The organism is Nocardia acidivorans NBRC 108247, assembly GCF_001625085.1.
GTDB lineage: Bacteria > Actinomycetota > Actinomycetes > Mycobacteriales > Mycobacteriaceae > Nocardia > Nocardia acidivorans.
In genome coordinates, this window is record NZ_BDAW01000015.1 from 73,733 (window position 1) to 99,567 (window position 25,835).

Genomic DNA, 25,835 nt, shown 5'->3' on the forward strand with positions numbered 1-25,835 from the left:
GATTCGGTGCGATTCGGCCGCCACTGGATCGCCGACCATGAGAAGGGCCGCGGCCATCGGGTCACTGCCGGGTGGGACCCGTCACGTCGCCGCGCGGAGTCGCCGCCCAGGACGGTCGCCACACCGGCTCCGCGACAGGCGTCAGACTGCCGAAATGGTCGATGACCGCCCGCAGTCTCGGATGCGGATTCACACTGGCCGCGATGATCGAAAGCGGGTATGCCAGTGCCGGATTCGTAATCGGTATGCGGCGCAGATCATGATTGGCCGGCCACAGGTACCGGTCGCGCGCACCCACCAGGGTGGCCACGTCGGCGGAGTCCGCGAGAATATCCAGCAGCACCTCATTGCCGAAATTCGGTCCCGCGGCGTCGATCCGGAGGTCGAACTCCGTCACGAGCTGATCGTAGAAGTCCGCCCATTCGCTGCGCGGCGCGATACCCGGCACCCAGATGCGATGTCCGCGCAGCCGGGCCGGGGTCAGCGTGCGCGCGGCGGCGAGTGGATGGCGCGGTCCGACAAGCAGTTCCAGCGGTGAGTCGAAGGCGTGGATCATGCGTACCTCCGGTGGCAGCGCGCCCGGATCGACCACCGACCGGAACGAGGCATCGACATCCCCCGCCCGGACCGCGGCCGCCGCCTCGCGCGGATCGTCGGCCCGCAGCGTCACCACATCGAGATCGAGTTCGGGATGCGCCCGCCAATACTCGTGCAGCACAACGGCCTGCGCCGAGCGCAGCCCCAGCACATCGATACGCAGCGCCCGCGACCCGGGCCTGATCGCGGTGATGGCGCGATCGACACCGGTGACGATGGTGCGCGCGTGCGGCAGGAACACCTGGCCGTCGAGGGTCAATGCGACCCCCCGCGCGGTGCGGGTGAACAATCGGATGTCGAGCGCGCGTTCGAGGGCGGCGATCCGCTTCGATACCGCCTGCTGGGTCACGCCGAGCTCATCGGCCGCGTGCTGCAACTGTCCCAGTTCGGCGGCGCGGACGAACGATCGAACGGCTTCGGTATCCATCGCTTCACCCTAGGGGTGCTCAACCGATGGTTGTGGCTCGCCGAAGGACGGTTGTTTGATCTCCTGGCAGCGCGACTGTTGTGATTGCCGGACCCGAACATCTGTTGTCGCAAGGGAGTGCGCGAGTGCAATTGGGGCGCAATTTCGGCTGGCTGTGGTCGGCCTACGCGGTCAGTACCTACGGGACGTGGGTAGCCTTCGGCGCCTTCCCGTTGCTCGCGGTGCGCGTACTGCACTCGCCGACCTTCGCGGTATCGCTGCTGGAGGCGGCGGGGCTCGCGGTGGCCGCGCTCGTGGCGTTCGGACTCGGGCCGTGGGTCGAGCATCGAGCCAAACGACCGGTGATGATCGCCATGGATCTGATCCGCTTCGCCGCGATGGTGAGCATCCCGATCGCCTACGTTCTCGGTCTGCTGTCCTACGGCCAGTTGCTGCTCGTCTCGGTCGTCGCCGGGACCGCGAATATCGCCTTCGCCGCAGCGTCCGGCGCATACCTGAAGTATCTCGTTCCGCGCGAACAGCTCTTGGCGGCGAACGGACGATTCGAGGGGACCGCCTGGGTGGCGACCGCGGCGGGTCCGCCGCTCGGTGGTGCGCTCATCGGACTGCTCGGTCCGGTTGTCACGGTGCTGGCCGATGCGGTCAGCTACCTGCTGTCGGCGTTCGGTGTGCTGCGCATTCGCGGCGGCGATATCGCGGCACCCCGCTCGGACACCGCACCGCGCCCGGCCGGTCTGCTCACCGGCTGGCGGGCCATCCGCGGTGATCGCACACTGCTGCGCCTGTTCCTCAATTCGATCCTGGTGGGCGGGCTGATCATGGCCACCGGCCCGCTGCTGGCCGTCTTACTTCTGGGTCAATACCACTATCCCGCTTGGCAATACGGGATCGCCTTCGGTATCCCGGCACTCGGCGGCTTCGTGGGCGCGCGGCTGTCGGCTCCCCTGGTGAACCGTTTCGGGCAGCACCGGGTCATGCTGGTCTTCGGCTGGTCGCGCTCGCTCTTCCCGCTCGGTCTCGCGTTCGTCGGACCCGGTGTCGCCGGACTGCTCACCGTGATCGTGGTCGAGGGCTTGCTGATCACCTGCATGGGGATCTTCAATCCGATCTCCGCGACCGAACGCCTGCAACGGATTTCGGCGGAACACGCCGCCCGCGTGCTCAGCACCTGGGGTGCGGCGAGCAAACTCCTGCACGCGCTGCTGATGGTGATCTGGGGTGTGCTCGCCACCCTCACCACCCCGCTCGCCGCCATCACGCTCTCGGGGGTGCTGCTGCTGTTCACCCCGCTGCTGCTGCCCAAGGCGCCCCAGTCTTCCGGCGGCGAGCGCACACGAGCACCGGTGCGGGCGTGAGATGTATTGTGCCCGTGTGGAACTAATCAAATGGTTCACACCCGAGCAATTCAACGACGCTTTGAGCTCATGGGCGTGGATCGGCCTGGACGGCAAGACACCCTTGTTCACCTCGGTCTTCGGCGACGTCTTCTTCGGCGCGCAGGACGGCGTGTGGTGGCTGGACACCATCGAGGGCGAGCTTACGCGGGAATGGGACAGTCTGGATCAGCTCGAGGCGGAGCTGAATACCGCTGCGGGACAGGAGAAGTACCTCATCGCCGAACTCGCTCACGCACTGGAGGAGAGCGGTCTGGTCCCCGGTGCGGACGAGATCTACGACTTCGCGCATCCGCTGGTGCTCGGCGGTGAACTCGAGGTCGAGAATGTCGAGGTCACCGAGATGTCGATGAGCCTCGATATTCTCGGCCAGATTCACGACCAGGTGCGCCGGATTCCGCCGGGCGCGCGGGTCGATATCCAGGTCTCCTAGCCGAGTCGCAGGGCCGCGCCGCGGAGTGTGATCCGCACCCGGTTGTCGTGGAAGACCGCGCCACCGCCGAAGTCCGAATCCCGTTCGGCGATGGTGGCATTCACGGTCGATCCACCCGAGAGTTTGGCCCAGCGGCCCTTGGTGGTGGCGGCCACGCCGGTGCGGACGCGGTCGGAGATCTCGGCGACGGCCTCGAACGCGCCGCGGTCATTGCCCACGGTGATCGGATCACCGTGGGCGATCCCGCGCGCGGCGGCATCCTCGGGATGCAGGACCACCGTGGGATCGCCCGCGCGGCGGCGCAATTCGATGTTGTTGCCGAATATGGTGTTCAGGAAGTAGTGCGAGGCCGCCGAGATCAGCACCAATCCGTCGCCGGGATCGGCGGGCGGGATGTACGCCGGAAGCGGGTCGTGGCCCGCCATTTCGGCCCGGTCCGAGACGAATCGCAGCTTATCGGTGGGCACCGGCCGCGCCGCCACCTTGAGGAAGCCCTCGGTGCGCAGCCGCTCGATATCGTGCCCCTTCAACAGTTGCGCGGCCAGATCCTCATCGGAGTCGTAGAGCGCGGGTTCGGTGAGCCCCATGGTCCGGGCCAGCCGCCGGAAAGTCTCGGTGGTGGGCAGACATTCGCCCGGGGCGGTCGTCGCCGGTTCATTCCACACCAGGTAGAGATTCCCGTACGCGGCCAGGACATCGAGATGTTCGGGCTGCATGGTGGCGGGCAGCACGATATCGGCGTAATCGACGGTATCGGTCGGAAAGTGTTCCAGCACAACGGTGAACAGATCCTCGCGCGCCAGCCCCCGAATCACCCTACCCTGCTCCGGATTCGAGCCGACCGGGTTGGCGGCGATGACGAACAGCGCCTTGACCGGCGGCTCATCCACCTCCAGCAACCCCTCGCCGAGCCGGGTCATCGACAGCGTGCGCACCGGATGCGGCAGCAGGTCGTAGCGCGCCAGTTCGGCATCGTTCAGATCGAAATGCCCGCTCGTCGAATAGTGCAGTCCGCCACCGGGAATCGCCCAATCACCGGTGACGCCCGGCAGACAGGCCAGTGCCCGCAGTGCCATTCCGCCGCCCGCATGCCGCTGCATCCCCTGCGAGGCGCGAATGGCGGTCGGCCGGGTGCGGGCGATGCGCTCACCCAGCGCCACAATGCGATCCACCGGCAATCCGGTGATCTCCGCGACCCGGTCCGGCGTGAATTCGGCTATGCGCGTGCGGAATTCCGGCCAGCCCACGGTATTGGAGGCGATGAACTCGTCATCCTGCGCGCCCAGCGACACGATCACATGCATGAGTCCCAGCGCCAGCGCCGCATCGGTTCCCGGCAGCGGTGCGAGGTGTTCATCGCAGCGCTCGGCCGTCCGCGATCGCACCGGATCGATGGCGACCGTGTACGCGCCACTGTCCTGAATGAACTTCCACCCGTGATGCCCGGAGCTGAGCGGATTGGTGCCCCACAGCAGGATCAGCTCCGATTTGACGAAATCCTCCGGATCCATCCCACCCGAGGTGCCGAGCGTGTACTTCACCCCGAGGGATCCCGCGACCGAGCAGATCGTCGGATCGTGCAGTGAGGCGCCCAGCGCATTGAAGAACCTGCGCCCCGAAAACCCTTCCAGCCCTTGGATATACCCGAGACTTCCGGTCCCGTGGAACGGCCAGATCGCCTCCGCGCCATACTCGTCGATAATCCCGGTCAGGCGCTCGGAGATCTCCGCGAGCGCCTCGTCCCAGGTGATGCGCTCGAAGCGACCCTCGCCCTTGGCGCCGATCCGCCGCATCGGATGGGTGATCCGCTCCGGCGACGCCACCTGTTCCAGGTACCGGTTCACCTTCACGCACAGCGCGCCCCGAGTGATGGGATGCGCCTTGTTCCCGCGCAACCCCACCGCGACGCCATCCTCGACGTCGACCACCCACGAGCAAGCATCCGGACAATCCAGCGGGCAAGCCCCGAGCACCTTCATTTCCCCGATCCTAGGCGGGGGCCGGTGAATCAGCCGAGGATACCGCCGAGCAGGCCACCGGATTGCCCGGCCTCCTGGCCGCCGCCGGTACCGCCGATGAGCCCGCCGGGCGGGAGTTCGGAGGGCTGCACGATGACGAAACCGCGACCGGAGAAGGACAGCGTCATCCCCTCACCGGTGCTGCGGCCGATGAGACGGGAGAAGCCGAAGGAGTCATTGCGTTTGATACCGGTCTGCAGGCTGGAGGACCAGGCCACGGCGGCCTGCGGGTCGGCGTAGGTGGGCTGGTCGACATTGAGCACCACGGGGGAGCCGTGCGTGGTGATGGCGATCCGGCCGCGACCGGTGAAGACACAGTTGAAGAGTCCGGCATTGCTGGCGAAACCGGCCGCGCCCTGCACCATCTTGATGTTGTAGGTCAGCGTCGGATCGAAGGCCAGCACATTCGCGCCATTGATGGTGAGACCGTCGGTGCCGTCCAGATCGACGGTATGCACATCGGCCGCGCCATTGGCCAGGAACAGATCCCCGCGCCCGGTGACCTTCATGAGCGGGACGCCCTCACCGGTCAGCCGCTGCTGGATCGCGCGCCCGATCCCGCCGGAGCCGAGTGCTTTGAATTGCAGATCACCCTGGTAGGCGACCATCGATCCGGCCCGCGCCAGCACCTCCCCATTGACGGCGACCTTGATCATCTTGCCGCCCTGCTTCTGAATGCCGATGCCGTTGACCTCGGCATGGCGGGGATCGAAGAGTTCACTCTGCATGGGCTGGGCTCCTTGCGAAAACGCGGGTGTGACCGGCGCGGAGTAAGCCGGTCCGGGTGACTGGGGTTGCGGTGCGGGCGGCGGATACGAACCCGGCGGGGGAGGCGGGCTGTACTGGCCCGGCTGGCTCGGCGGCGCGAATTGCCCGGGCGGCAGGGCATATTGGCCCGGCGGCTGGTACCGGCCCGGTGGCGGTCCGCTCGGCGCGGGCGGCGGGGCGGCGGGGTACTGTCCGGGTGGCGTCGCGACGGCGGCGGGACCGGGCGCGGGCTCGTCGTCGATATTCACGCCGAAGGTCTCGGCGATACCGGCCAGCCCGTTGTCATAGCCCTGCCCGACCGCGCGCACCTTCCACGCGCCACCGCGCCGGTAGATCTCCACGCACACCACGGCGGTCTCGGTGCTGAGCCCGGACAGGGGAAAGGTCAAGGTCCCTGAATCGGCGGCAATGGTCGCGGTCAGCGTCCCCACCCCGGCGAAGGTGGCGGGTCCGCTGCCGTCCAGGCTGGCAGTGACCACCACCTTGTCCACATTCGCGGGCAGCGCGCCGGTCTGCACATCGACCATATCGCCGCCGCCGCGCCCGTGCCGGTACGTAACCCCGGGCCCCGCAGGCTGATTGAAGAAGACGAAGTCCGCATCGGACCGCACCCGGCCGTCCGCGCCCAGCAGCAGCGCCGACACATCGAGTGCGGCCGAACTCGTGACCGTCACCGTCAATCGTTCCCCGGGCGCGGGGCGATTCTCTCCTCGGGCGAGTGTGCTCACGACGGCCCTCCCCCAACTGAGCTCAGCTTCACGCCACCGAGTGTGCCCCGTGCCCGGTCCTTCGCGCTACGTGGATTGCGCCTCGATCGTGTCGGCGGGCTCCGGCATGTCTGTCTCCGGCGGCGGTGCGGTACCGGGCAGGAATGAGCAGGCCGCGCACACCGCGCCGAAGAACAGGTAGCCGAGCGAGACCTGCGGCGCGGCCGCCCAGCCGACCTCGCTCGCGTGTATCAATCCGATCCAGGCCGGCACCGCACCCACCGCCGAGGCTGTCCTGGCGTGCCGAACACCTCGCGGACCAGGTCGCCGTCGACCTCGGCTCCGGCCGCGGTCTGCGTGACCGTCTCATCAGACTCGCGCGGGAGGCCGACGACGGCAACTCCCAGCTACATTCACCCTTCTGTCGCCTCTCGCTTGTCGAGGATCGAGCGGCGCGAGCGCGGGCGCGCTGTCACCGTTCCGGCTCAGTGGATGACATCGAAGACGTTCTTCTGCAAGCCGTTCGAATAGGATTCGGACTCCACCAGCTTCAGCTTTTGGGTGTCCTTGTCGGTGGTGCTGAACAGGCGCTTGCCCGCGCCGAGCAGCAGGGGGAAGACCAGCAGGTGGTAGCGGTCGATGAGGCCGGCGTCGGAGAGGCTCTGGTTCAGGGAGGCGCTGCCGTGCACGATGATCGGGCCGCCCTCGGTGTGCTTCAGCGCGGCGACATCGTCGAGGGAGCGCAGGATGGTGGTCTCACCCCAGTTGTCGACCAGATCGCTCTCGGTGAGGGTGGTGGAGACGACGTACTTGGGCATCACCTTGTAGTCGGCGAAATCGGCCATATCCGGCCAGACCGTGCTGAAGGCCTGATAGCTGTTGCGGCCCAACAGCATTGCCGTCGATTCCTGCTGTTCACGGCCCTTGATCTCGAAGGCGGCGGGGTCGAACTCGATATTCTTGAAGGTCCAGCCGGAGTTGCGGTAGCCGGGCTCACCGCCCGGACCCTCCACCACGCCGTCGAGCGAGATGAAAGCGGTGCTGATCAGGGTGCGCATGTGAATCTCCTTGCTATTGGGTGTTTGTCGCTATTGGGTGTTTGTCGAAGTTCAGGCGATCATGTCGCCGAGCCACCGCTGCCAAGCGGGTTCCGCGCCATCGGTATTCGGCCCGAACAGGTGATGGAACATGGCCGCCATACCGGTGGGGCCGTGATGGAAGGTGTAGAGCCCATCGGCGGTGCGGACCGCGAGCCGTTCGTCGTCGGCCCACACCACCTCGCCGTCGAGCGGGGGCAGGTCGGCGGGTTCCGCGTGCGCGTGAGCGCCGCGGGCGACGGGGGTGGCCAGCCCGAGCGCGCCGGTGATCGCGGTCCAGACCGCCGGGGCCGATTGCCCGAAAGCCACGGCGAATACCGGGATTCCGGTGCGACCGGCGAAAAGCGTCAGATACTCGCCGAGCGTGTGCGGGTGGAACGGCAAGCCGCGGCGCAGCGCGTCGTATTCGTCCTGCCAGTCGTGGCCGAGCATGCCGCTGTCCTCTACTCCTTCACCACCTTGCCGCTGGCCGCCATAACCGCCTATATCGTCCACGGCCTCCTGCGGGACACCGCCAACCAATTCCACAGCCAGACCGCCGAACTCGGCACCGAAATCTCGATGATCTCCCTCATCATCGGCGAAATACGTGGCTTCCTGGTCCTGTTCGCCGGCTTGCTCGCAGGCCAGTTCCGACCACCCCGCGAACGAAAACCGGTGTGACTCCTGGAGGGGAAGTCACACCGGTTTTTCGTTGTGCCAGAGGCTACTTCAGCTTGTCGCTGCCCAGGTTCAGGATGCGGCGGGCGACGATGAGCTGCTGAATCTGCTGGGTGCCTTCGAAGATGTCGAGGATCTTCGAGTCGCGGCCCCACTTCTCCAGGAGGGTGCGCTGGGAGTAGCCCGTCGCGCCGGCGAGTTCGACGGCCTTGAGGGTGACGTCGGTGCCCATGCGGCCGGCTTTGGCCTTGGACATGGAGGCCTCGAGGGAGTTGGGCTTCTTGTTGTCGGCCATCCAGGCCGCGCGGAGCGAGAGCAGGTAGGCGGATTCGAAATCCGCTTCCATGCGCAGGAATTCGGCGGCGGCGGCGGACTGGTTGTTGGCGGGCTTGTCGTAGTCGATCTCGATACCGGCCTCGGACAGGACCTTGCGGAGCTCTTCGAGGGCGGCGCGACCGACGCCGACGGCCATGGCGGCGACCAGGGGACGGGTGTTGTCGAACGTCTGCATGACGCCCGCGAAACCCTTCTCCACGTTCACTTCCGGCGAACCGAGGATATTGTCCTTCGGGATGCGGCAATCCTCGAAACGGATCTCCGCGGTGTCGGAGGCCTTGATGCCCAGTTTGTGCTCGAGGCGAGATACGGTCAGGCCCTTGGCATCGCGCGGCACCACGAACGACTTGATGGCCGCGCGGCCCAGCGACTTGTCCACCGTCGCCCACACCACGATGTGGGTGGCGCGCGAACCGGCGGTCACGAAGATCTTGGTGCCGTTGAGCACCCACTCGTCACCGTCGAGGGTGGCGGTGGTGGAGACCGCCGCGGAGTCCGAACCGAAGGATGGCTCGGTGATGGCCATGGCGGCCCACACCTTGCCGAAACGCTCCAGCTGCTCATCGGTGGCGACCGCGGCGATCGCGGCATTGCCCAGACCCTGGTAGGGGATGGACAGCATCAGACCGGCATCGCCCCAGCAGGTCTCCAGGGCGTTCATCAGCGCGGACATATTGCCGCCGTTGGTGTTTCCGAGCAACTCGGCCGCGTGCACATCCGGCTCGGCCTCGCCGCCCTTGGCCTTGCGGCCACCGGTCGCACCGGAGACGTCCTGCGTGCCCGAGTCGGACAGGCCCTCGATCATGGCGGCCATGGTGTCGAGCTCGACCGGGTACTCGTGCTCGGCGAGATCGTACTTGCGCGAAGCGGGGCGGAAGATCTCCGCGGCAACCTGATGAGCCTGGTTGGCGCTGGCCCGCAGCTTCTTGGGGAGTTCGAGATTGATCATGAGTGGTCTCTCCGTTGAGAAGTCGGGTCAGAGAAGGACGACGCCCTCGGCAACGCCGATGGCACGAAGGTCGCGGTACCAGCGCTCCACCGGATGCTCCTTGGTGAAGCCGTGACCGCCGAGCAGCTGCACGCCGTCCAAGCCGATCTGCATGCCCTTGTCGGTGGCCAGCTTGCGAGCCAGCGCGGCCTCGCGAGCGAACGACAGGCCCTGCTCCGCGCGTGACGCACCCCGCAGGGTCACGAGACGGAGACCGTCGAGCTCGATGGCCATATTGGCGACCATGAAGGCCACCGCCTGGCGGTGCGCGATCGGCTCGCCGAACGCCTCCCGCTCCTTCACATACGGAATCACGTAGTCCAGCACGGCCTGACCGGTGCCGACCGCCAGCGACGACCAGCCCAGGCGGGCCAGGCGCACGGCATCGGCGTAATCCTCGGAGCGCTGGGCGGTTTCGGCATCACCCAGCAGGGCGCTGGTGGAAACGGCGACATTGTCCAGCAGCAAACGGCCCAGACCCGCGGCGCGCAGACCCATCGAGGGATCGGCCTCCACGACCACACCCTGGGTATCCGACTCCACGATGAAGAACGCCGGGCGACCGTCGAGTTCGGCTGCGACGATGAACAATTCGGCATCGCCCGCGGCCGGAACCAGGCTCTTCACACCGTTCAGGCGGTAACCGCTGGGCGAGCGGGTGGCCTTGGTCTTCAACGCGAACGGATCGAACAGCGCCTGCGGCTCGGAGATGACCACCGACGCCTGCGGCACATTCTCACCGGCGAACGCACCCAGGTAGGTCTTCTGCTGCGCGTCGGTGCCCCACTGGGACAGCGCCACGGCCACACCGCTCGGCGCGAGCAGCGGCAGCGCCAAACCCATATCGCCGTGCGCGAGCGCCTCGGCCACAAGGGAATTGGTGACCGCGCCACGCTCGGAGGCGGCGCCCTCGAACTCCTCGGGCACATTGATCAGCGTGATGCCGAGCTCGGAGGCGCGCTCGAGCAGATCGCGCGGGGCCTTGGCGGCATTGTCGGCGTCGTAGGCGGCCGGGCGCAGGATCTCGGCGGCGAATTCGCGGACCGTCTCGACGATCATCTGCTGATCGTCGGTGGGGGTCAGGTCGAAGTAGTCCTTCTTCTTGGATTCGTTGGCGGGCAGTCGCTTGGGCGCGCCACCGCCGGAAACCTTCTCGAAGACGCGGGTCGCGGCGCCGAGGCTGCGGAAACCGGTCTTGGTGCCCTCGTACGTAATACGTTCGATGGGCTTGCGCAGGTTGTACTTCTCCGCGAGTTCGGACCCCGTGATGGTCGTCATTACCCGCATGGCCGCGCCCATCCAGTCGCGCTTGACCGGGTTCAGGCCCACGGCGGAGGTATCCGGACGTCGCGTCTTTGCGGTGTCTCGAGTGCTCATAATCACCAGTTTTCTTGAGTGTGGAGGGTGATCCTGCCCAGCAATCTTACTCCAGAGTAAGACTATCTTACTTCAGAGTAAGAACTGACGTCGAGGGTTGTCGAATCGGCTGGTCAGCGCGGTGGTTGCGCAAGTCTCCAATGCGCCACGGCGAATAGTGAAACAAACACCCTTCATATGGGTTGCGGGTGGGCTACGGTGTCGGCGCACCATTGCACCCATATGGAGGTCTCCTAAATGAAAACGCTGGTAGGTACCACCGGCGCGATTGCGATCGCACTGTTCATCGCCGCCGCCCCGAGCGCATCCGCCGAAGGCATCCCGCTGCAGGACATCGGCACCGTCACCGAGGGCGGGATCAACACCGGTTCCGGCAACGGCAATGGCGGCGGCGACTCCGGTTCCGCGGCCGGATTCGGCTCGGTCCAGATCGGCAATGGCGGCTCCAGTGCCGCGGGCACCGGCTCGGGCCAGATCAATACCGGTTCGGGCAACTCCGGATCCGGCTACAGCCCCATCGCGGGACCGTCCACCACCGGCTCGGCCGCGCCCACCGGCGGCACCTCCTCCGCGGGCTGACAGCACCATCTCCCGGCGTAGGGGACCGCAGCCCCGCGTCGGGCTCGCAGGGGAGGGTGAATCACACCCGGTGTTCACCGGGTTCGACGGGCTGACCGACCCATCCACCAGGGCAGACAGCTCCGAATTCCCTGGCAGGACAGCTGGACTGCACTGCGGCAGCTCGGGTAGTGCTTCTACCCAGTGTAATTGCGTACTAAACGCGTCAAAACCGCTTGTGTGCATAGGGATTCGCTGCGTGGCGAGTCTTGTATAAGCGGGAAGGCTATGCGGTTATTTCGTTCCGGTCACGCCAACTGTCAAGCCTCACTACGTTTTTCGATGAGACGAAAGGAGGATTGGTTATGTTGTCAGGACTCGTCTCTGTAGTTACCAGTCTGCTCAGCGGCCTCGTGGGGGTGCTCATCGGCACGCCGGGTGGTGGCGGTACGAGCGGTTCCGCCTAGATCTCGACGAATGAACACGAACGCCCCCGCACTGCAGGCGGGGGCGTTTCGTATGTTCGCAAGTCTCAGGCGGCCAGCGCGGCCAGCACCTGGTCCTGCAGATGGGAATTGGTCGCCACCGCACTACCGCCGTGCGGTCCCGGATTGCCGTCCAGCGAGGTGAAGGTGCCACCCGCCTCGCGAATCAGAATATCCAGCGCGGCCATATCCCACAGCGACAGTTCGGGTTCGGTGACGATATCCACCGCGCCCTCGGCCAGCAGCGTGTAACCGAAGAAGTCGCCGTAGCCGCGGGTCCGCCACACCTCATCGCTGAGCGCGATCAACTTGGCCCGCCGGCCGATGGCCCGCCAGCCCGACAGCGAGGAGATCGCCAGGCTCGCCGCACCCAGCTCGGCCACCGCCGACACCGAGATGGCCTTGGGCTCGGAGCCCTCGAAACTCGTCCACGCGCCCGCACCCGAGGCCGCCCACCAGCGCCGCGACAGCGCCGGGGCGCTCACCACGCCCACCACCGGCACACCGTCCTCGAGCAGTGAGATGAGCGAGGCCCAGATCGGCACCCCGCGCACGAAATTCTTGGTTCCGTCGATCGGATCGATCACCCACTGCCGCCCGGAGAATTCGGCATCCCCACCGAATTCCTCCCCGAGCACCAGATCCGCCGGGCGCTCGGAGCCGAGCACCTCACGCACCATCCGCTCCACGGCCAGGTCGGCATCCGATACCGGGGTCAGATCCGGCTTCGCGTCGATCTTCAGATCGAGCGCGCCGAAACGATCACGGGTAATGGCGTCGGCCGCGTCGGCCAGTCGCAGGGCGAGTTCGAGATCACTGGAGTAAGCGGTCACCCGGGAAACGTTAGCGGCCCCGGGTGAACCCCGCGCATCGGCGGCGACCTTCGCGTTTCAGACAGCGGCCGGGAGCTCCCGGGCGGCGGTAAGAGCGCTTGCCCACCAATGCATTTGACCCAGCATGCGCGCCGCGGTCTGCTCCGGCTCGGTCGGATCCAGCAGCTGCCCCTGCTGATCGAAGAGCAGGAAATAGCGCGGGAACGATACGACATCCTTCACCGTATGCGCGTTGAGCTCGCTGAACACCTGACGCAGATGCTCGATGGCCAACAACCCGCCGCTCTTACCGCTGTACCCGACGAAACCGACGGTTTTGCGATCCCACTCGGCCAGATGCCAGTCGATGGCGGTCTTGAGTGAGGCCGGATAGCTGCGATTGATATCCGGGGTCACGATGACCATGGCAGCGGCCGCCGCCAGCCGAGCGGTCAGATCGAGCATGCCCGCGGGACGCACCGGATTCGGCTCCATCACCAGCGGCACCGCGGGCAATTCGTGCGGCAGCTCGGCCTCGGCCAGATCGATCACGTCGACCTCGAAGCCACCATGCCGACGAGCCTGCTCCGCGAACCAGTGCGCTACCACCGGACCGAAACGGCCCTCCCGGACGCTGCCGATGATCACCGCGAGCCGTAGGGGCGTGCTGCTCATTGTGGTCTCCTTCGAGATGCGCTGGCGGCCGGTCGACCGCTGTGCACGACTCTGCTGGCCGCGAGATCGGATAGGGAGACCACGCTGAGAGTGGTAGTGGCAGGGACAGTCTCGGGCGCGTGAAGCTTGGTACCTTCGATACGTGAGCGACAACGAGCTGGGGCTGTTCCTGCGTACGCGCAGGGAGGCGACCACGCCCGCCGAGGTGGGGTTGCCCGCCGGCGCGCGTCGCCGCACCCCCGGTCTGCGGCGCGCGGAACTCGCCACCCTCGCCGGAGTCAGCGTCGAATATCTGATTCGCCTGGAGCAGGGACGCGACCGGAATCCGTCCGTCGCCGTGCTGTCCTCGATCGCCGACGCACTCCAGCTGACCAGGAATCAGCGCGTGCACCTGCATCAGCTCGGCAAAGCCTCCGATCCGGGCTTCAGCTGCCTCGGCGGCGCGGGGCCGAACCGGGCCGTGCGCCCCGCCATCCAGGCGATCCTCGAGCAACTCGAACCCGCACCCGCCGTGGTGATGAACCGGCTCAGCGAACTGCTCGCCAGCACCACCGGTTACCGGCGGCTGATGGAACCCATCGGCCTGCTCGATGCCGGATGGCCGGGCAGCTACGCCCGTTACGTCCTCACCGATCCGCGCGCCCGCACCGCCTATCCGGACTGGGAACACAAGGCGGACAAGGTCGTCGCCACCCTCAAACAGGGTCCGGGCCGCTCCGATCCCGAGGTCGGCGCGCTCATCGACGAACTCACCCTCACCGTCGGCGAGGAGTTCACCCGGCGGATGGAATCGATTCCGGGGCTGCCCGATCACAATGGCGTCGGCCGCCTCGACCACCCCGAAGCGGGCATGCTCCGCCTGGCCTACGAAACCCTTTCGCTCTCGGCCGACGATGATCAATACATCATGATCTATCTCGCGGCCGACGAGCCGACCGCCGCCGCCCTCGACGCCCTGATCGGCCGCACACCCGGCAGCCTGCGCGCCGTGGCCGGTTGAAGGACAGGCGAGCCTCGCAGGTGCGCGTCCGCCACAGCGCGGCCCCTGTACGACGCTGACAGTCCCGCGCGTCCGTTCACCGTCGCCGCCCCGACCCGCGCCTTTGTCATTCCGGCATGCTTTTGGCCGGGATCCATATCCGCTGCGCTGCACAGCGGCTCGACGGATCCCGGCCAACGGCGCGCCAGGATGCCGGGGAGGCTTCACGATTGCCGCGCTCGGATAGCCCTTCCGTCCGGGCGGATGACCGCGCCGGCCATGCCCCCTGGCCTCCGCCACGCCGCACCGACTTGATCGGGGCGCGGTGTGTTCACGCGTGTTCGTGACCGCCGCGCCAATCCCTCGGACTTCTCCGGCGGTATCGACCGCCCACCCGGCCGCGGCGCACGCGGCTGGTCTGCCTTTGTTTCATCGACCTTGAAAGGGGCGGTAGCCTTGAGCACCGTGCATCCTGACGTCTCCGCTGACCTTGCCGAACTCGACTCGACCCTGAAGACCATCGAGTCGGTGCTCGATATCGACGAGCTGGTCCGGCGCATCGACGAACTGGAACAGCAGGCCGCGGATCCCGAGCTGTGGAACGACCAGGACCACGCCCAGTCCGTGACCAGCGAACTCTCCCACGCACAGAGCGAACTGCGGCGCGTACGCGAACTGCGCCAGCGCCTCGAAGACCTCCCGGTGCTGTACGAATTGGCCGAGGGCGAGGAGGGTGAGGCGCGCGCCTCCGCCCTCGCCGACGCCGATGCCGAACGCGCCACCCTGCACGGCGATGTGGAGGCCCTCGAGGTCCGCACGCTGCTTGCCGGTGAGTACGACAAGCGTGAGGCGCTGGTCAATATCCGCTCCGGTGCGGGTGGCGTCGACGCCGCCGACTGGGCGCAGATGCTCATGCGGATGTACGTGCGCTGGGCCGAACGGCACAAGTACAGCGTCGAAATCTACGACACCTCCTATGCCGAGGAAGCGGGCATCAAGTCCGCCACCTTCGCCGTGAAATCGCCGTACGCCTACGGCACCCTCTCGGTGGAGATGGGCACGCATCGCCTGGTGCGCATCAGCCCCTTCGACAACCAGGGCCGCCGTCAGACCTCCTTCGCCGAGGTCGAGGTGCTGCCCGTGGTGGAGACCACCGACCACATCGAGATTCCCGAGGGTGAGGTGCGTGTCGATGTGTACCGCTCCTCGGGTCCCGGCGGCCAGTCGGTCAACACCACCGACTCGGCGGTGCGCCTGACCCATATTCCGACCGGCATCGTCGTCACCTGTCAGAACGAGAAATCGCAGCTGCAGAACAAGATTTCGGCCATGCGCGTACTGCAGGCCAAACTGCTCGAGCGCAAGCGACAGGAGGAGCGCGCCCAGATGGACGCGCTCAAGACCAATGAGGGCGCGTCCTGGGGCAACCAGATGCGCTCCTACGTTCTGCACCCGTACCAGATGGTCAAGGATCTCCGGACCAGCTACGAGGTCAACAATCCCTCCGCCGTGCTCGACGGTGACATCGATGGTTTCATCGAATCCGGAATCCGCTGGCGCATGCGGGAGCAGCAGACGCAGGCTTGAACCTTCACCCTGGTGTTCGCGGCCCGCCCCGGATCTGGACTGACGGAACGGGAGAGCGAAGCGCAGGAGTGCAGGAGGGAAGATCCGGGGTTACGAGGGCCGCGAACCGCCGGAGCGAAGCGGAGGCAAACAAAAATGAGCATCAGTTCGACTCTCGCTGCCGGCACCGGAGCCGACTTCGGAAACTGGTTCAGGTCCAGCGGGCTCGAGATCGTGCTGCTCATCGTCGGCGCGATGTTGTTCTCGCGCGCAGCGACTTTCGTTCGTGACCGGATCACCCGGAACATCGACGCCTCGTTCCGCAGCAGCGATTCGCTGGTGCGGACCGAGGCGGCCAAACACCGACATGCGTTGGCGCAGGTCATAACCTGGGTCGTACTGTCCATCGTGTACTTCCTGGTGGCGCTGGAAGTCTTGCAGCGCTTGGGCTTTCAGCTCACCGGATTGGTGGCTCCGGCCGCGGTGCTCGGTGCGGCAATAGGTTTCGGCGCGCAGCGCATCGTGCAGGATCTGCTGGCCGGATTCTTCCTGATCACCGAAAGGCAGTACGGCTTCGGCGATGTGGTGCGCATCGCGGTCACTGGATCCGCCGCCGACGCCGAGGGTACGGTCGAGGACGTCACGTTGCGCGTCACCACACTGCGCAGCGTCGACGGCGAAGTGATTACCGTGCCGAACGGTCAGATCGTGAAAGTGACCAATCTGTCGAAGGATTGGGCGCGTGCCGCCATCGACGTGCCCGTTCCCGCCACCGCCGATATCAATAAGATCAATGAGATTCTGCATGAGGTGGGCGCGAAGGCGTTCGCCGACCGAAAATTGAAATCACTACTGCTCGACGAGCCATCGGTCATGGGTGTCGAAGATCTCACAGTCGACCAAATGAATATCAAGATGGTGGCCCGGACATTGCCGGGCAAACAGTTCGAAGTCGGGCGTGAGCTGCGGGTGCGAGTGGCCGCGGCACTACGCCGGGAGGGTCTGAGTGAAAACACGTAAGTCCACGGCGATCCTGATGACGGTCTGGGTCGCCACGTTCGTGCTGTACCTGTTCGTGAAACCCGATACCACCAGCAAGCCGGAGTATCCGACGTTCGTGAATTCGGTACTCAGCAACCCGCTGTCTGGCCCAAGTGAGCCATCAGCCCGCTAACGGCGTGTCTGCGCGGCGTGGCCGGGTAACGGTCACGTCTCGGTAGACTGGATCTCCGTGATAAGCCTGCGGAAGGTCACCAAGTCCTACAAGACCTCGACGCGACCCGCGCTGGACAATGTCTCTGTCGACATCGAAAAAGGCGAGTTCGTCTTCGTGATCGGGCCATCCGGGTCCGGCAAGTCGACCTTCATGCGACTGCTGCTCAAGGATGAGAAGCCCACCACCGGACAGGTGTGGGTCGCGGATTTCCGGGTCGACAAGTTACCGGCCCGCAAAGTCCCCAAACTGCGCCAGCGCATCGGCTGTGTCTTCCAGGATTTCCGGCTGCTGCAACAGAAATCGGTCGAGCAGAATGTGGCCTTCGCGCTGGAGGTGATAGGCAAATCGCGCACCTTCATCCACCGCGCGGTGCCCGAGGCGCTCGATATGGTCGGACTCTCCGGCAAAGCCGATCGACTGCCCAGTGAGCTGTCCGGCGGTGAACAGCAGCGCGTGGCCCTGGCCCGCGCCTTCGTGAACAGGCCGCTGGTACTGCTCGCCGACGAGCCGACCGGCAACCTGGACCCCGAGACGAGCGCCGACATCATGACGCTGCTGGAGCGGATCAACCGCACCGGCACCACGGTGGTGATGGCCACCCACGACAACGCCATCGTCGATGCCATGCGCCGGCGCGTGGTCGAACTCGATCGCGGCCGACTGGTCCGCGATGAGGAGATGGGCGTCTACGGGGTGGGCCGGTAATGCGCCTCGGATTCCTTTTCGGTGAGGTGTTCACCGGCCTGCGCCGCAATATCACCATGACCATCGCCATGATCCTGACCACCGCGGTCTCGCTGACCATGCTCGGCGGAGGTCTGCTGGCGGTGCGCATGGCGGACAAGATTCAGGACTACTACGTCCAAAGGGTCGAGATCCGACTGTATTTGGATGACGGCGTCTCGCGGACGGATCTGGACTGCACGCAGGAACTGTGCAAAACGCTCATGTCCGATCTGAAGAAGCATGCGGATGTGGCGAGCGTGCAGTTCGTCAACAGCGCCGACGCGGTGAAGGAGGTCAAGGAGACCACCTTCAAGGATCAGCCCGGCCTCGCCGATGAGGTGAGCAAGGACGGGCTGCCCGCCTCGTTCCGGGTGAAGTTGAGCGATGTCACCAAATACCGGTCCATCTATGACGATTTCGCCAAGCGGCCGGGTGTGATGACGGTGCTCAACGATATGGATATCGTCGACCGACTGGTGAGTTTCTTTGTCGGACTTCGCAATGCGGCCTTCGGATTGGCGGCGCTCCAGGCGCTGGCGGCACTGCTGTTGATCGCCAATATGGTGCAGGTCGCGGCCTTGGCGCGCAAGACCGAGGTCGGCATCATGCGATTGGTCGGTGCGACGCGCTGGTACACCCAGCTGCCATTCCTGCTGGAGGCGGTGCTGGCGGCGGCGGTCGGATCGGCCCTGGCGATCGGTGGGTTGTTCATCGCGCAACCGCTGGTGATCAATCGGGCGCTGGGCAGTCTGTTCAATGATCAGGTGCTGCCGCGCATCACCGGTGACGATATCGCCACCGTGGCCTTGATCGTGACGCCGATCGGTATCGGATTCGCCGCGCTCGCGGCCTACGGCGCGCTGCGGTATTACGTGCGTGAGTGAAATCGCTCACCCCCGTCCTGTTTTCGCATAACTCGCGAACCGGGCGGGAGGGGGTGCGAAGTTGCGTGTGGTGTGCGGAAGGCGGAACGGGTGTCGGATACGGTCCGTAGGATTGCCCGCGTGAGTGCACCGGAGGTCGAGACCGTCGCAGGCAACGCATCCACCGTGGACGCGGGAAGCGCTGCGGCGCACCAGGTTCTGCGAAAGACATTCGGCTACGACAGTTTCCGCGGGCCGCAGCGCGAGATTGTCGAGCAGGTCATCTCCGGTGGCGACGCACTGGTGCTCATGCCCACCGGCGGCGGTAAATCGCTCTGCTATCAGATTCCGGCGCTGGTGCGGCCCGGGGTGGGCGTGGTGGTGTCACCACTCATCGCACTCATGCAGGATCAGGTCGATGCGCTCAACGCGGTCGGGGTGCGCGCCGGATTCCTGAACTCCACGCAATTCCCGGATGAGCGGCGGGCCGTCGAGGCGGCGTTCGTGGCGGGGGAATTGGATCTGCTCTACCTCGCGCCGGAACGATTGCGGTTGGAATCCACCGCACAGCTGCTCGACCGCGGGAAGATCGCGCTCTTCGCCATCGACGAGGCGCACTGTGTCTCGCAGTGGGGTCACGATTTCCGGCCCGATTATCTGGCGCTGTCCATGCTGCATCAGCGGTGGCCGGATGTGCCGCGCATCGCGCTGACCGCCACGGCCACCGCGGCCACGCGCAAGGAGATCGCCGAACGGCTCGATCTCACCGACGCCAAACACTTCGTGGCCAGCTTCGACCGGCCCAATATCCAATACCGGATCGAGGGCAAGAATCGGCCGGAACAGCAGCTGCTGGCGTTCATTCAGGGTGAGCACGCCGGGGACGCGGGCATCGTGTACTGCCTGTCCCGGAATTCGGTGGAGAAGACCGCCGCCTTCCTCAATGCCAATGGTGTCGCGGCCGTGCCGTATCACGCGGGTCTGGACAATCGGATCCGCGCGACCAATCAGGCGCGGTTCCTGCGGGAGGACGGCCTGGTCGTGGTTGCCACCATCGCCTTCGGCATGGGGATCGACAAACCCGATGTGCGTTTCGTGGCGCATCTGGATCTGCCGAAATCGGTGGAGGGCTACTACCAGGAGACCGGCCGCGCCGGGCGTGACGGGCAGCCCTCCACCGCGTGGATGGTCTACGGCCTGAGTGATGTTGTGCAGCAACGTAAAATGATCGAATCCTCCGATGGCGACGCCATGCATCGCCGTCAGCTGCAACTGCATCTGGACGCCATGCTGGCGCTGTGCGAGACGGTCGAATGCCGCCGCACCCAATTGCTCGCCTATTTCGGGCAGCCGGGACAGGCGTGCGGCAACTGCGACACCTGCATCAATGCCCCCGAATCCTGGGATGGCACGGTCCCCGCGCAGAAAGTGCTCTCCACCATCCTGCGGCTCAAACGCGAACGCGGGCAGAGCTTCGGCGCGGGCCATATCGTCGATATCCTGATCGGTAAGCGCAATCCCAAGGTGGAGCAGCACGCCCATCACGAACTCAAGGTCTTCGGCATCGGCACCGAACTCCGCGATATCGAATGGCGCGGCGTGATCCGCCAACTCCTGGCCCAGGGCCTGCTCGCCGTACACGGCGACTACGGCGTCCTCACCCTGACCGATTCCTCCAACGACGTGCTTTTCGACGGCCGCCAGGTCAAACTCCGCCGCGAACCCGAACGCGCCAAGGCCGCCCGAACCGCCAAGCCCGCCAAGGCATCCCGCCTCGCCGCCGACCTGGCCCCGGGTGACGCCGACCTCTTCGAACGCCTCCGCGCCTGGCGCGCCGCCACCGCCAAGGAATCGGGTGTCCCCGCCTACGTCGTCTTCCACGACGCCACCCTTCGCGAGATAGCCGCCCGCAAACCGGCATCTCTCGCAGACCTCGGCACCATCTCCGGCATAGGCGAGAACAAACGCGCCAAATACGGCGAAGGCGTCCTCGAGGTGATCGCGGGCGGCGCGTCCCCGGAAGGCCGGACAATCACACCCCCCGCGACACCGGTCGCGGGAGCCGCGGTCCTCGCTCCCGGATCGACGACCGCCTCCACCTCGGCAGCCGCTCCCGGCTCCAGCTCTACCCCGGTGGCGCGATCAGCCGGTACCGCCACGTCGAGCCGGTTCGCCGACACAACCCCTCGCGAGTCGGCTCCCGCAGTGCGGCGATCCGGTCGCCCCACCGGTCAGCCGCACGACACCAACCCGGTCGCGCCCAGCTCTCGACCGGCGGCCACGCGCGAATCCGGAGCGCCGACAAGCGGTTCCGCCGCCCCGGCCTACGACGACATTCCTTGGCCGGACGACATGCCGCCCGACTTCGACGAACTCCCGCCCGACTTCGGCTAGGACTTCGCGCTTGGAAGGTGGCCAAGCTCCTACCTCCTGGGCCCGCCCATCCGATAGTTGGATTCGGCCGTTGCCCTGTCGGCGTCCCGGATAGGGGTGGCCGACCCATGTGTTGATCCCTTGCGGAATGGTGTTGTAGCTGCTCAACCGGGCTGCAAAGCAGAACTGGCACTGTGGTTACGGCAGGCGACGCCACCAGCACTGCCGCGCTCGTCTTGTATTCTCCCGAACCCCGCTGGTACCGAGGGTGATTCGCCCGAATCTGCTACGACGGCCCCGGGTGGAATGCCCCATTCCCCGCTCGAGAATCCACGTGCATGTAATCACGCAGGAGGCGACTCGACGTTTACCAGCGTGAGTACATGCACGTTCGAGCCCCAGCCCTCCTGACAGCGGATTTGGTGGCTGGCCGCAGGCACGATAAGCTTTCGGAGCTGCCGCGGTTCGACCTTGGTCGGAGCGCAGCGAGCATCCTGGTCCCGTCGTCTAGCGGCCTAGGACGCCGCCCTCTCAAGGCGGTAGCGCGGGTTCAAATCCCGTCGGGACTACTTCGAAAGGCCCCCGGCCCTTGCGGCCGGGGGCCTTTCGCGTATCCAAGTGCGGAACCACCTCACGTGTGGGCGGCCACAGATCGTGGTGCTCGAATAAATCGCTGGCACTCCTCGGCTGTCGCTGGCTACCTTTGATCTCGGCCGCGAATCAGGGGCGTACCGGAATCTCCGGACTACGTTCCCCGCATCGATTGCGGTCAACTTTCTGGTGACGCGGGTCTTCGGCCCGTCGAGGTTCGACTCCTTATGTGATGCGCCCTGTCCGGCCGTCAACGTCAGCGAGGCTCTGCGAGCTCCCCGTCTTCGGGCGGGGGAGGCTCCCGCCGCGCCGCGTGGTCGGGCAGGGCGTATCCGGTCGTACCTGATTGCCGTGTGCGGCAAGGAGATTGATATGACGAAGAAGAAGCTTTTCGCCAATACCTATGCCACCGTGATGGATTGGCAGCGCACCCTGCTGTTCCGCGACGGCACCCTGGAGCGGGTGCTGGAGCCGGGCCGACACCGATACGACGCCGAGCGCTGCACCCTCGTCTGGGTGGAGATGCGTCCGCGCATGCTGCAACTCCCGGGTCAGGAGCTGCTGACCCGGGATGGACTCTCGGTGCGGGTGAGCCTGGTCGCCGACTGGGTGGTCACCGATCCGGTGGCCTTCACCACCGGCGCGCAGTCCGCCGAATCCGTCCTCTACAGCGCGATGCAGGAGGTGACGCGCGAGGTGATCGCCGCGCACACCCTCGACGAGCTGATCGCCGACCGTGCCCTGCTGACCGGCGGTACCGAGGAGGTCGCCGCCAAGGTCGAGCGCCTCGGCATCACGGTGAACAGCGTGCGCGCCAAGGATCTGATGCTCCCGGGTGAGCTGCGCAAGGCCGCGCTCGAGACCATCCTCGCGCGTGAGCGGGGTCGTGCCGAGTTGGAGCGCGCCCGTGCCGAGGCGGCCGCCCTGCGTTCGCTGGCCAATACCGCCAAGCTGCTCGAGGACAATCCGGTCCTGTTGCGCCTGCGCACCCTGCAGGTCGCGACCGCACCCGGCACCAAGGTCGTCCTGGACGCGACCCCGGGAGCATGACCGGGTGCGCCTGAAATAGCCGCTGAAGTGCCCTCGCGCCCGGTATGAACCACCCGTACCGGGCGCGACGCGTCAGCTCGCGGAATATTCGACGGGCCGGGGTGATTACTCTGGGTCGCACAAGTGCACAGGCGGATTCGACCGGGGCCCTGACGGGAGCCCGGGACACAGCTCGGCGCGGACCTTTCCGCGCCCGGGCGACGCGACGATAGAGGGAGCATGAAGGAGAAGGGGCGCAAGGTAATCGCCAGCAACCGCAAGGCGCGGCACAACTACGCGATTATCGACACCTACGAGGCGGGCATCGCCCTCGTCGGTACCGAGGTGAAAAGCCTGCGCGAGGGCAAGGCGTCATTGGTCGACGCGTACGCCACCATCGATGACGGCGAGGTCTGGCTGCGCGGGCTGCACGTGCCCGAGTTCTCGCACGGCACCTGGACCAATCACGCCCCGCGCCGCACGCGCAAGCTGCTGCTGCACCGCCGGGAGATCGACAAACTGGTCGGCAAGACCAAGGAGTCCAGCCTCACATTGGTCCCGCTGTCCATGTACTTCTCGGACGGCAAGGTCAAGGTCGAGTTGGCGCTGGCCCGCGGTAAGCAGGACTACGACAAGCGCCAGGACCTGGCTAAGCGCGATGCCGAGCGGGAGGTCACCCGCGAGATCGGCCGCCGCATCAAGGGCATGCGCTGACGCCGGGTTCGCGTTCGGCGAACACCCCGCGTGACGCGCGGATAATGGGATGATCCGCTGATTGAGCGGTGTTAGTATGAATCGTCCGGTGCGAGCCGGGCAGTTCACTCGAATCGGTGGACACAGACGGGGCTGAACGGTTTCGACTGCGTACGTTGATTCAGGGGAAGCGTGTCAGTGCAGGCAGGAGACCACTGTATAAGCGTCGCTGCAACCCTATAAGCGCCGATTCCAATCAGCGCGACTACGCTCTCGCTGCCTAAGCAGTAGAGCGTGTCTGTCAGCCCGGGTTCGCCCTCGACCCGGTCACTGGCATCAGCTAGAGGGCTTACCGTACTGCTCGGTCGCGGAGCGGTCACGGAACATCAAACAGCGACTGGGATCGTCATCCCGGCTTGTTCGCGAGACCGGGAGATCCAAGCAGAGGCATAGCGAACTGCACACGGAGAAGCCCTGAAAATGCGGCGGAGGACCCGGGTTCGATTCCCGGCAGCTCCACCTCAAGCCCCCTACCTGCCCCGCAGGTAGGGGGCTTTTTCATGTCCCAACCACCCTCAGGTCCGGCCGCGTGCCCACATTTTGCCCACACTTCGCAGCGGCCAGGGTGATTCCGACGCTCATCCGATCGGCCACCCCGTCGAGGTCGTCTTCGAACAGATGTCCGTAGTTGTCGAGAGTCATGGTCGCCGACTTGTGCCCGAGCTGACGCTGGATCGTCTTCACGTGCGCGCCACTGGCGATCATCAGGGAGGCTGCAGTGTGGCGCAGCTGGTGCGCGGTCAGTCGCGGGAAGCTCGCGGGCCCGTCCGGCTTGCCGTCGTCGTCCAGAGGTACCGAGGCGGCGATGCATCGGTCCACGGCCTTGCTGAACCAGTGTGTCGTTGTCGGTGGCCGGACCGGGTTCCCGTCCGGACGTGACCACAGGAGCCCGTTGGGATCGCGCTGGGTCGCGACGACGGGCGCCAGGAGATCGGCGACTTCGGATGGTATCGCCACCGATCGCAGCTCCCATGTCTTCGGCGTGCCGATTACCGTCCGGGAGTTCACCTTCGAGGCAGAGCGCACGATATGAATGCGCCGCCGACGCAGGTTCACATCCCGCGGGCGCAGTGCCGCCATCTCACCCCAGCGGATCCCGGAGTACGCGAGCAACATCACGATCTCGCTGTACCGGCTCACCTCGGCAGTCAGCGTGGCCACCTGCTCGTGCGTGAGATAGACGTGATCGACCGGTATCCGCTTTGGAATCTTCACGCCCCGTGCGGGATTGGCCGGTATGCGCTTCTGGATCACGGCGTCTTCGAGGATCGACACCAGCACCGAGTGGATGTCACCGACGGTTGAGGGGGAGCGATCGATACCCGCGATCCAGTCGCGCACCTCTGTGCCGTCGATAGACATCAGCGGCCGTCGACCCCAGAACGGTTCGACGTGCACACGCCAGATCGATTCGACGCGCGTCTCCCAAGATTCCTTGTCGAAGACCTGGCCCTCGAGCCATTTCGCGCCGAGCTCACCGACCGTCATGCGGCCCATCGACGGGGCGATGTAGTTTCCGGTTGCCTTGTCTACTTCGACTGTGGCGCAGAATAATTCGGCGTCTCGCTTGCGCTTGAAGCCACGCTTGTCGGTTTGCTTTCCATCGGGCTTGCGGTAGCGCACCCGGTATCTGAGAGTTTTCCCGTCGCTCAGGGTGTAGGGCTCAATAGTCGCCATCTGTGCCCCTAGTGGGAAAGGCTCGTGGCATTCTCCCGCTCACTTTCGGATTGGCTTCACATCTGCGGCTCAGGTTCATCGATTGCCGGTGGAGTTGACGTGGTCACTCGCGCGGGTTCGGCTCCGCGCCGCTTATCACCCGTTCGAGCTGTGCCTTCATCTCACGGGTGACGCGTCCACGCTTCTGGGCGTTCGCGTTTGATCCGGCGCGCAGGTCGCGCTCTTCGCTGAATGTCCTGCCCCACAGCTCCATTGAGGACGCCGCCACGGTATCGGGATCGACGGCAAGGTCCTTGGCCACCCGACGTTCAACAGTCGTGACCGTTGACCAAGCCCTGTAAACCTCGGACATCGGAACGAGTGCCGGCGGCCTGGAGGCTTCTGCTTCGGTGTCGGAGATATTCGAGCGGAGGATGTTCACCGGGTCGCCCCTGAGAGCGTGTTCGATCGTGGAACCAGGGACGACAAGCTTGGGATTCAATCGAACCTGGGAGCTTGTGCGACACAGGTCTGTGATCGCGACGTCTTGGTCCGCTACGCGAGATAGAACGGCCGCGACGGTGAAAAGTGTTGGGACGGTGGGGGATATACGTCCTGATTCAAGGTCGCCGACTCTTCCTGTCGACCACTTCAAGCCCAGTCTGTGGGCCTGTACGGCCACGTCGTCAAGAGTTGCGCCAGCTTCTAGGCGTATGCGGCGCGCATTTTCGCCGATCACCTCGGTCAAAGA

General features: G+C 65.8%; 24 protein-coding genes, 1 tRNA gene, 1 other RNA gene and 1 pseudogene. 15 read left to right on the forward strand and 12 right to left on the reverse strand.

Annotation, left to right across the window (positions count from 1 at the left end; translation table 11 throughout):
- Window positions 1–61 precede the first annotated feature (61 nt).
- Complete coding sequence (locus tag NA10_RS09760) at window positions 62–1,024, reverse strand: LysR family transcriptional regulator (protein WP_067566303.1); 963 nt, start codon at window positions 1,022–1,024, stop codon at window positions 62–64.
- A 125-nt stretch (window positions 1,025–1,149) separates the two neighbouring features.
- Between NA10_RS09760 and NA10_RS09765 the strand changes: the two genes are divergently transcribed.
- Both NA10_RS09765 and NA10_RS09770 read left to right on the forward strand, forming a co-directional pair.
- Window positions 1,150–2,379: an MFS transporter gene (locus NA10_RS09765; RefSeq protein ID WP_245677118.1), complete on the forward strand. Its 1,230-nt coding sequence runs from the start codon at window positions 1,150–1,152 to the stop codon at window positions 2,377–2,379.
- 16 nt (window positions 2,380–2,395) lie between these two features.
- The gene (locus tag NA10_RS09770) at window positions 2,396–2,851 is read left to right on the forward strand and encodes a T6SS immunity protein Tdi1 domain-containing protein (RefSeq protein WP_169812560.1); all 456 of its coding nucleotides are present in this window, start codon (window positions 2,396–2,398) and stop codon (window positions 2,849–2,851) included.
- On the opposite strand, the gene NA10_RS09775 is transcribed toward NA10_RS09770, so the two are convergent.
- The 5 genes from NA10_RS09775 to NA10_RS09795 all read right to left on the reverse strand — a co-directional run bounded on the left by NA10_RS09775 (window position 2,848) and on the right by NA10_RS09795 (window position 7,873).
- Window positions 2,848–4,830: a molybdopterin-containing oxidoreductase family protein gene (locus tag NA10_RS09775; protein WP_067566309.1), complete on the reverse strand. Its 1,983-nt coding sequence runs from the start codon at window positions 4,828–4,830 to the stop codon at window positions 2,848–2,850. The genes NA10_RS09770 and NA10_RS09775 overlap by 4 nt on opposite strands.
- Window positions 4,831–4,859: 29 nt before the next feature.
- The gene (locus NA10_RS09780) at window positions 4,860–6,365 is read right to left on the reverse strand and encodes an AIM24 family protein (RefSeq protein ID WP_067566312.1); all 1,506 of its coding nucleotides are present in this window, start codon (window positions 6,363–6,365) and stop codon (window positions 4,860–4,862) included.
- Window positions 6,366–6,431: 66 nt separating this feature from the next.
- A complete protein-coding gene (locus NA10_RS09785; RefSeq protein WP_067566314.1) occupies window positions 6,432–6,626 on the reverse strand; it encodes a hypothetical protein in 195 nt (64 codons plus the stop codon).
- A gap of 203 nt (window positions 6,627–6,829) precedes the next feature.
- On the reverse strand, window positions 6,830–7,402 hold the full coding sequence (locus NA10_RS09790; RefSeq protein ID WP_067566317.1) for a dihydrofolate reductase family protein: 573 nt from the start codon (window positions 7,400–7,402) through the stop codon (window positions 6,830–6,832).
- 51 nt (window positions 7,403–7,453) lie between these two features.
- Window positions 7,454–7,873 (reverse strand): Rossmann-fold NAD(P)-binding domain-containing protein, encoded by a 420-nt coding sequence (locus NA10_RS09795; RefSeq protein ID WP_067566320.1) that lies wholly within the window; start codon window positions 7,871–7,873, stop codon window positions 7,454–7,456.
- Between NA10_RS09795 and NA10_RS09800 the strand changes: the two genes are divergently transcribed.
- A complete protein-coding gene (locus NA10_RS09800; protein WP_157556307.1) occupies window positions 7,862–8,104 on the forward strand; it encodes a hypothetical protein in 243 nt (80 codons plus the stop codon). The genes NA10_RS09795 and NA10_RS09800 overlap by 12 nt on opposite strands.
- A gap of 43 nt (window positions 8,105–8,147) precedes the next feature.
- Here NA10_RS09800 and NA10_RS09805 read toward each other — a convergent pair whose 3' ends face one another.
- Together NA10_RS09805 and NA10_RS09810 are read right to left on the reverse strand one after the other, a co-directional pair.
- Window positions 8,148–9,386: an acyl-CoA dehydrogenase family protein gene (locus tag NA10_RS09805; RefSeq protein ID WP_067566326.1), complete on the reverse strand. Its 1,239-nt coding sequence runs from the start codon at window positions 9,384–9,386 to the stop codon at window positions 8,148–8,150.
- A 27-nt stretch (window positions 9,387–9,413) separates the two neighbouring features.
- Window positions 9,414–10,808, reverse strand: a complete 1,395-nt coding sequence (locus tag NA10_RS09810) for an acyl-CoA dehydrogenase family protein (RefSeq protein WP_373862353.1) — start codon at window positions 10,806–10,808, stop codon at window positions 9,414–9,416.
- 231 nt (window positions 10,809–11,039) lie between these two features.
- Between NA10_RS09810 and NA10_RS09815 the strand changes: the two genes are divergently transcribed.
- A complete protein-coding gene (locus NA10_RS09815) occupies window positions 11,040–11,381 on the forward strand; it encodes a hypothetical protein (protein WP_067566331.1) in 342 nt (113 codons plus the stop codon).
- 511 nt (window positions 11,382–11,892) lie between these two features.
- Here NA10_RS09815 and hisN read toward each other — a convergent pair.
- Together hisN and NA10_RS09825 are read right to left on the reverse strand one after the other, a co-directional pair.
- A complete protein-coding gene (gene hisN / locus NA10_RS09820) occupies window positions 11,893–12,678 on the reverse strand; it encodes a histidinol-phosphatase (RefSeq protein WP_067566336.1) in 786 nt (261 codons plus the stop codon).
- Between the two features lie 57 nt (window positions 12,679–12,735).
- Entirely contained in the window at window positions 12,736–13,332 is a 597-nt protein-coding gene (locus NA10_RS09825) for an NADPH-dependent FMN reductase (protein WP_067566339.1), read from the reverse strand.
- 142 nt (window positions 13,333–13,474) lie between these two features.
- Here NA10_RS09825 and NA10_RS09830 point away from each other — a divergent pair, with 142 nt between their 5' ends.
- The 11 genes and pseudogenes from NA10_RS09830 (at window position 13,475) to ssrA (ending at window position 23,890) form a co-directional block, all read left to right on the forward strand.
- Entirely contained in the window at window positions 13,475–14,332 is an 858-nt protein-coding gene (locus tag NA10_RS09830; protein WP_067566342.1) for a helix-turn-helix domain-containing protein, read from the forward strand.
- A 444-nt stretch (window positions 14,333–14,776) separates the two neighbouring features.
- Entirely contained in the window at window positions 14,777–15,898 is a 1,122-nt protein-coding gene (gene prfB / locus NA10_RS09835) for a peptide chain release factor 2 (RefSeq protein ID WP_067566560.1), read from the forward strand.
- 135 nt (window positions 15,899–16,033) lie between these two features.
- Window positions 16,034–16,897: a mechanosensitive ion channel family protein gene (locus NA10_RS09840; RefSeq protein WP_067566345.1), complete on the forward strand. Its 864-nt coding sequence runs from the start codon at window positions 16,034–16,036 to the stop codon at window positions 16,895–16,897.
- The gene (locus NA10_RS36585; RefSeq protein WP_157556309.1) at window positions 16,884–17,051 is read left to right on the forward strand and encodes an Rv3103c transmembrane domain-containing protein; all 168 of its coding nucleotides are present in this window, start codon (window positions 16,884–16,886) and stop codon (window positions 17,049–17,051) included. Before NA10_RS09840 ends, NA10_RS36585 begins: the two co-directional genes overlap by 14 nt.
- Before the next feature lie 57 nt (window positions 17,052–17,108).
- A complete protein-coding gene (ftsE, locus tag NA10_RS09845) occupies window positions 17,109–17,798 on the forward strand; it encodes a cell division ATP-binding protein FtsE (RefSeq protein ID WP_067566348.1) in 690 nt (229 codons plus the stop codon).
- Window positions 17,798–18,703, forward strand: coding sequence for a permease-like cell division protein FtsX (ftsX, locus tag NA10_RS09850; protein ID WP_067566352.1), 906 nt, complete (start codon window positions 17,798–17,800; stop codon window positions 18,701–18,703). Before ftsE ends, ftsX begins: the two co-directional genes overlap by 1 nt.
- 165 nt (window positions 18,704–18,868) lie before the next feature.
- Window positions 18,869–20,686 (forward strand): annotated as a pseudogene (gene recQ, locus NA10_RS09855) (DNA helicase RecQ); the annotation flags it as partial.
- Window positions 20,687–21,551: 865 nt separating this feature from the next.
- A tRNA-Glu gene (locus NA10_RS09860) sits at window positions 21,552–21,624 on the forward strand.
- 394 nt (window positions 21,625–22,018) lie between these two features.
- Complete coding sequence (locus NA10_RS09865) at window positions 22,019–22,696, forward strand: slipin family protein (protein WP_067566566.1); 678 nt, start codon at window positions 22,019–22,021, stop codon at window positions 22,694–22,696.
- Window positions 22,697–22,915: 219 nt separating this feature from the next.
- Window positions 22,916–23,389, forward strand: coding sequence for an SsrA-binding protein SmpB (gene smpB, locus NA10_RS09870; RefSeq protein ID WP_067566355.1), 474 nt, complete (start codon window positions 22,916–22,918; stop codon window positions 23,387–23,389).
- 128 nt (window positions 23,390–23,517) lie between these two features.
- Window positions 23,518–23,890, forward strand: a transfer-messenger RNA (tmRNA) gene (gene ssrA / locus NA10_RS09875).
- A gap of 36 nt (window positions 23,891–23,926) precedes the next feature.
- Here ssrA and NA10_RS09880 read toward each other — a convergent pair.
- Window positions 23,927–25,105, reverse strand: coding sequence for a site-specific integrase (locus NA10_RS09880; protein WP_067566358.1), 1,179 nt, complete (start codon window positions 25,103–25,105; stop codon window positions 23,927–23,929).
- A gap of 103 nt (window positions 25,106–25,208) precedes the next feature.
- Window positions 25,209–25,832 (reverse strand): helix-turn-helix transcriptional regulator, encoded by a 624-nt coding sequence (locus NA10_RS36590; RefSeq protein WP_157556311.1) that lies wholly within the window; start codon window positions 25,830–25,832, stop codon window positions 25,209–25,211.
- Window positions 25,833–25,835: the final 3 nt, after the last annotated feature.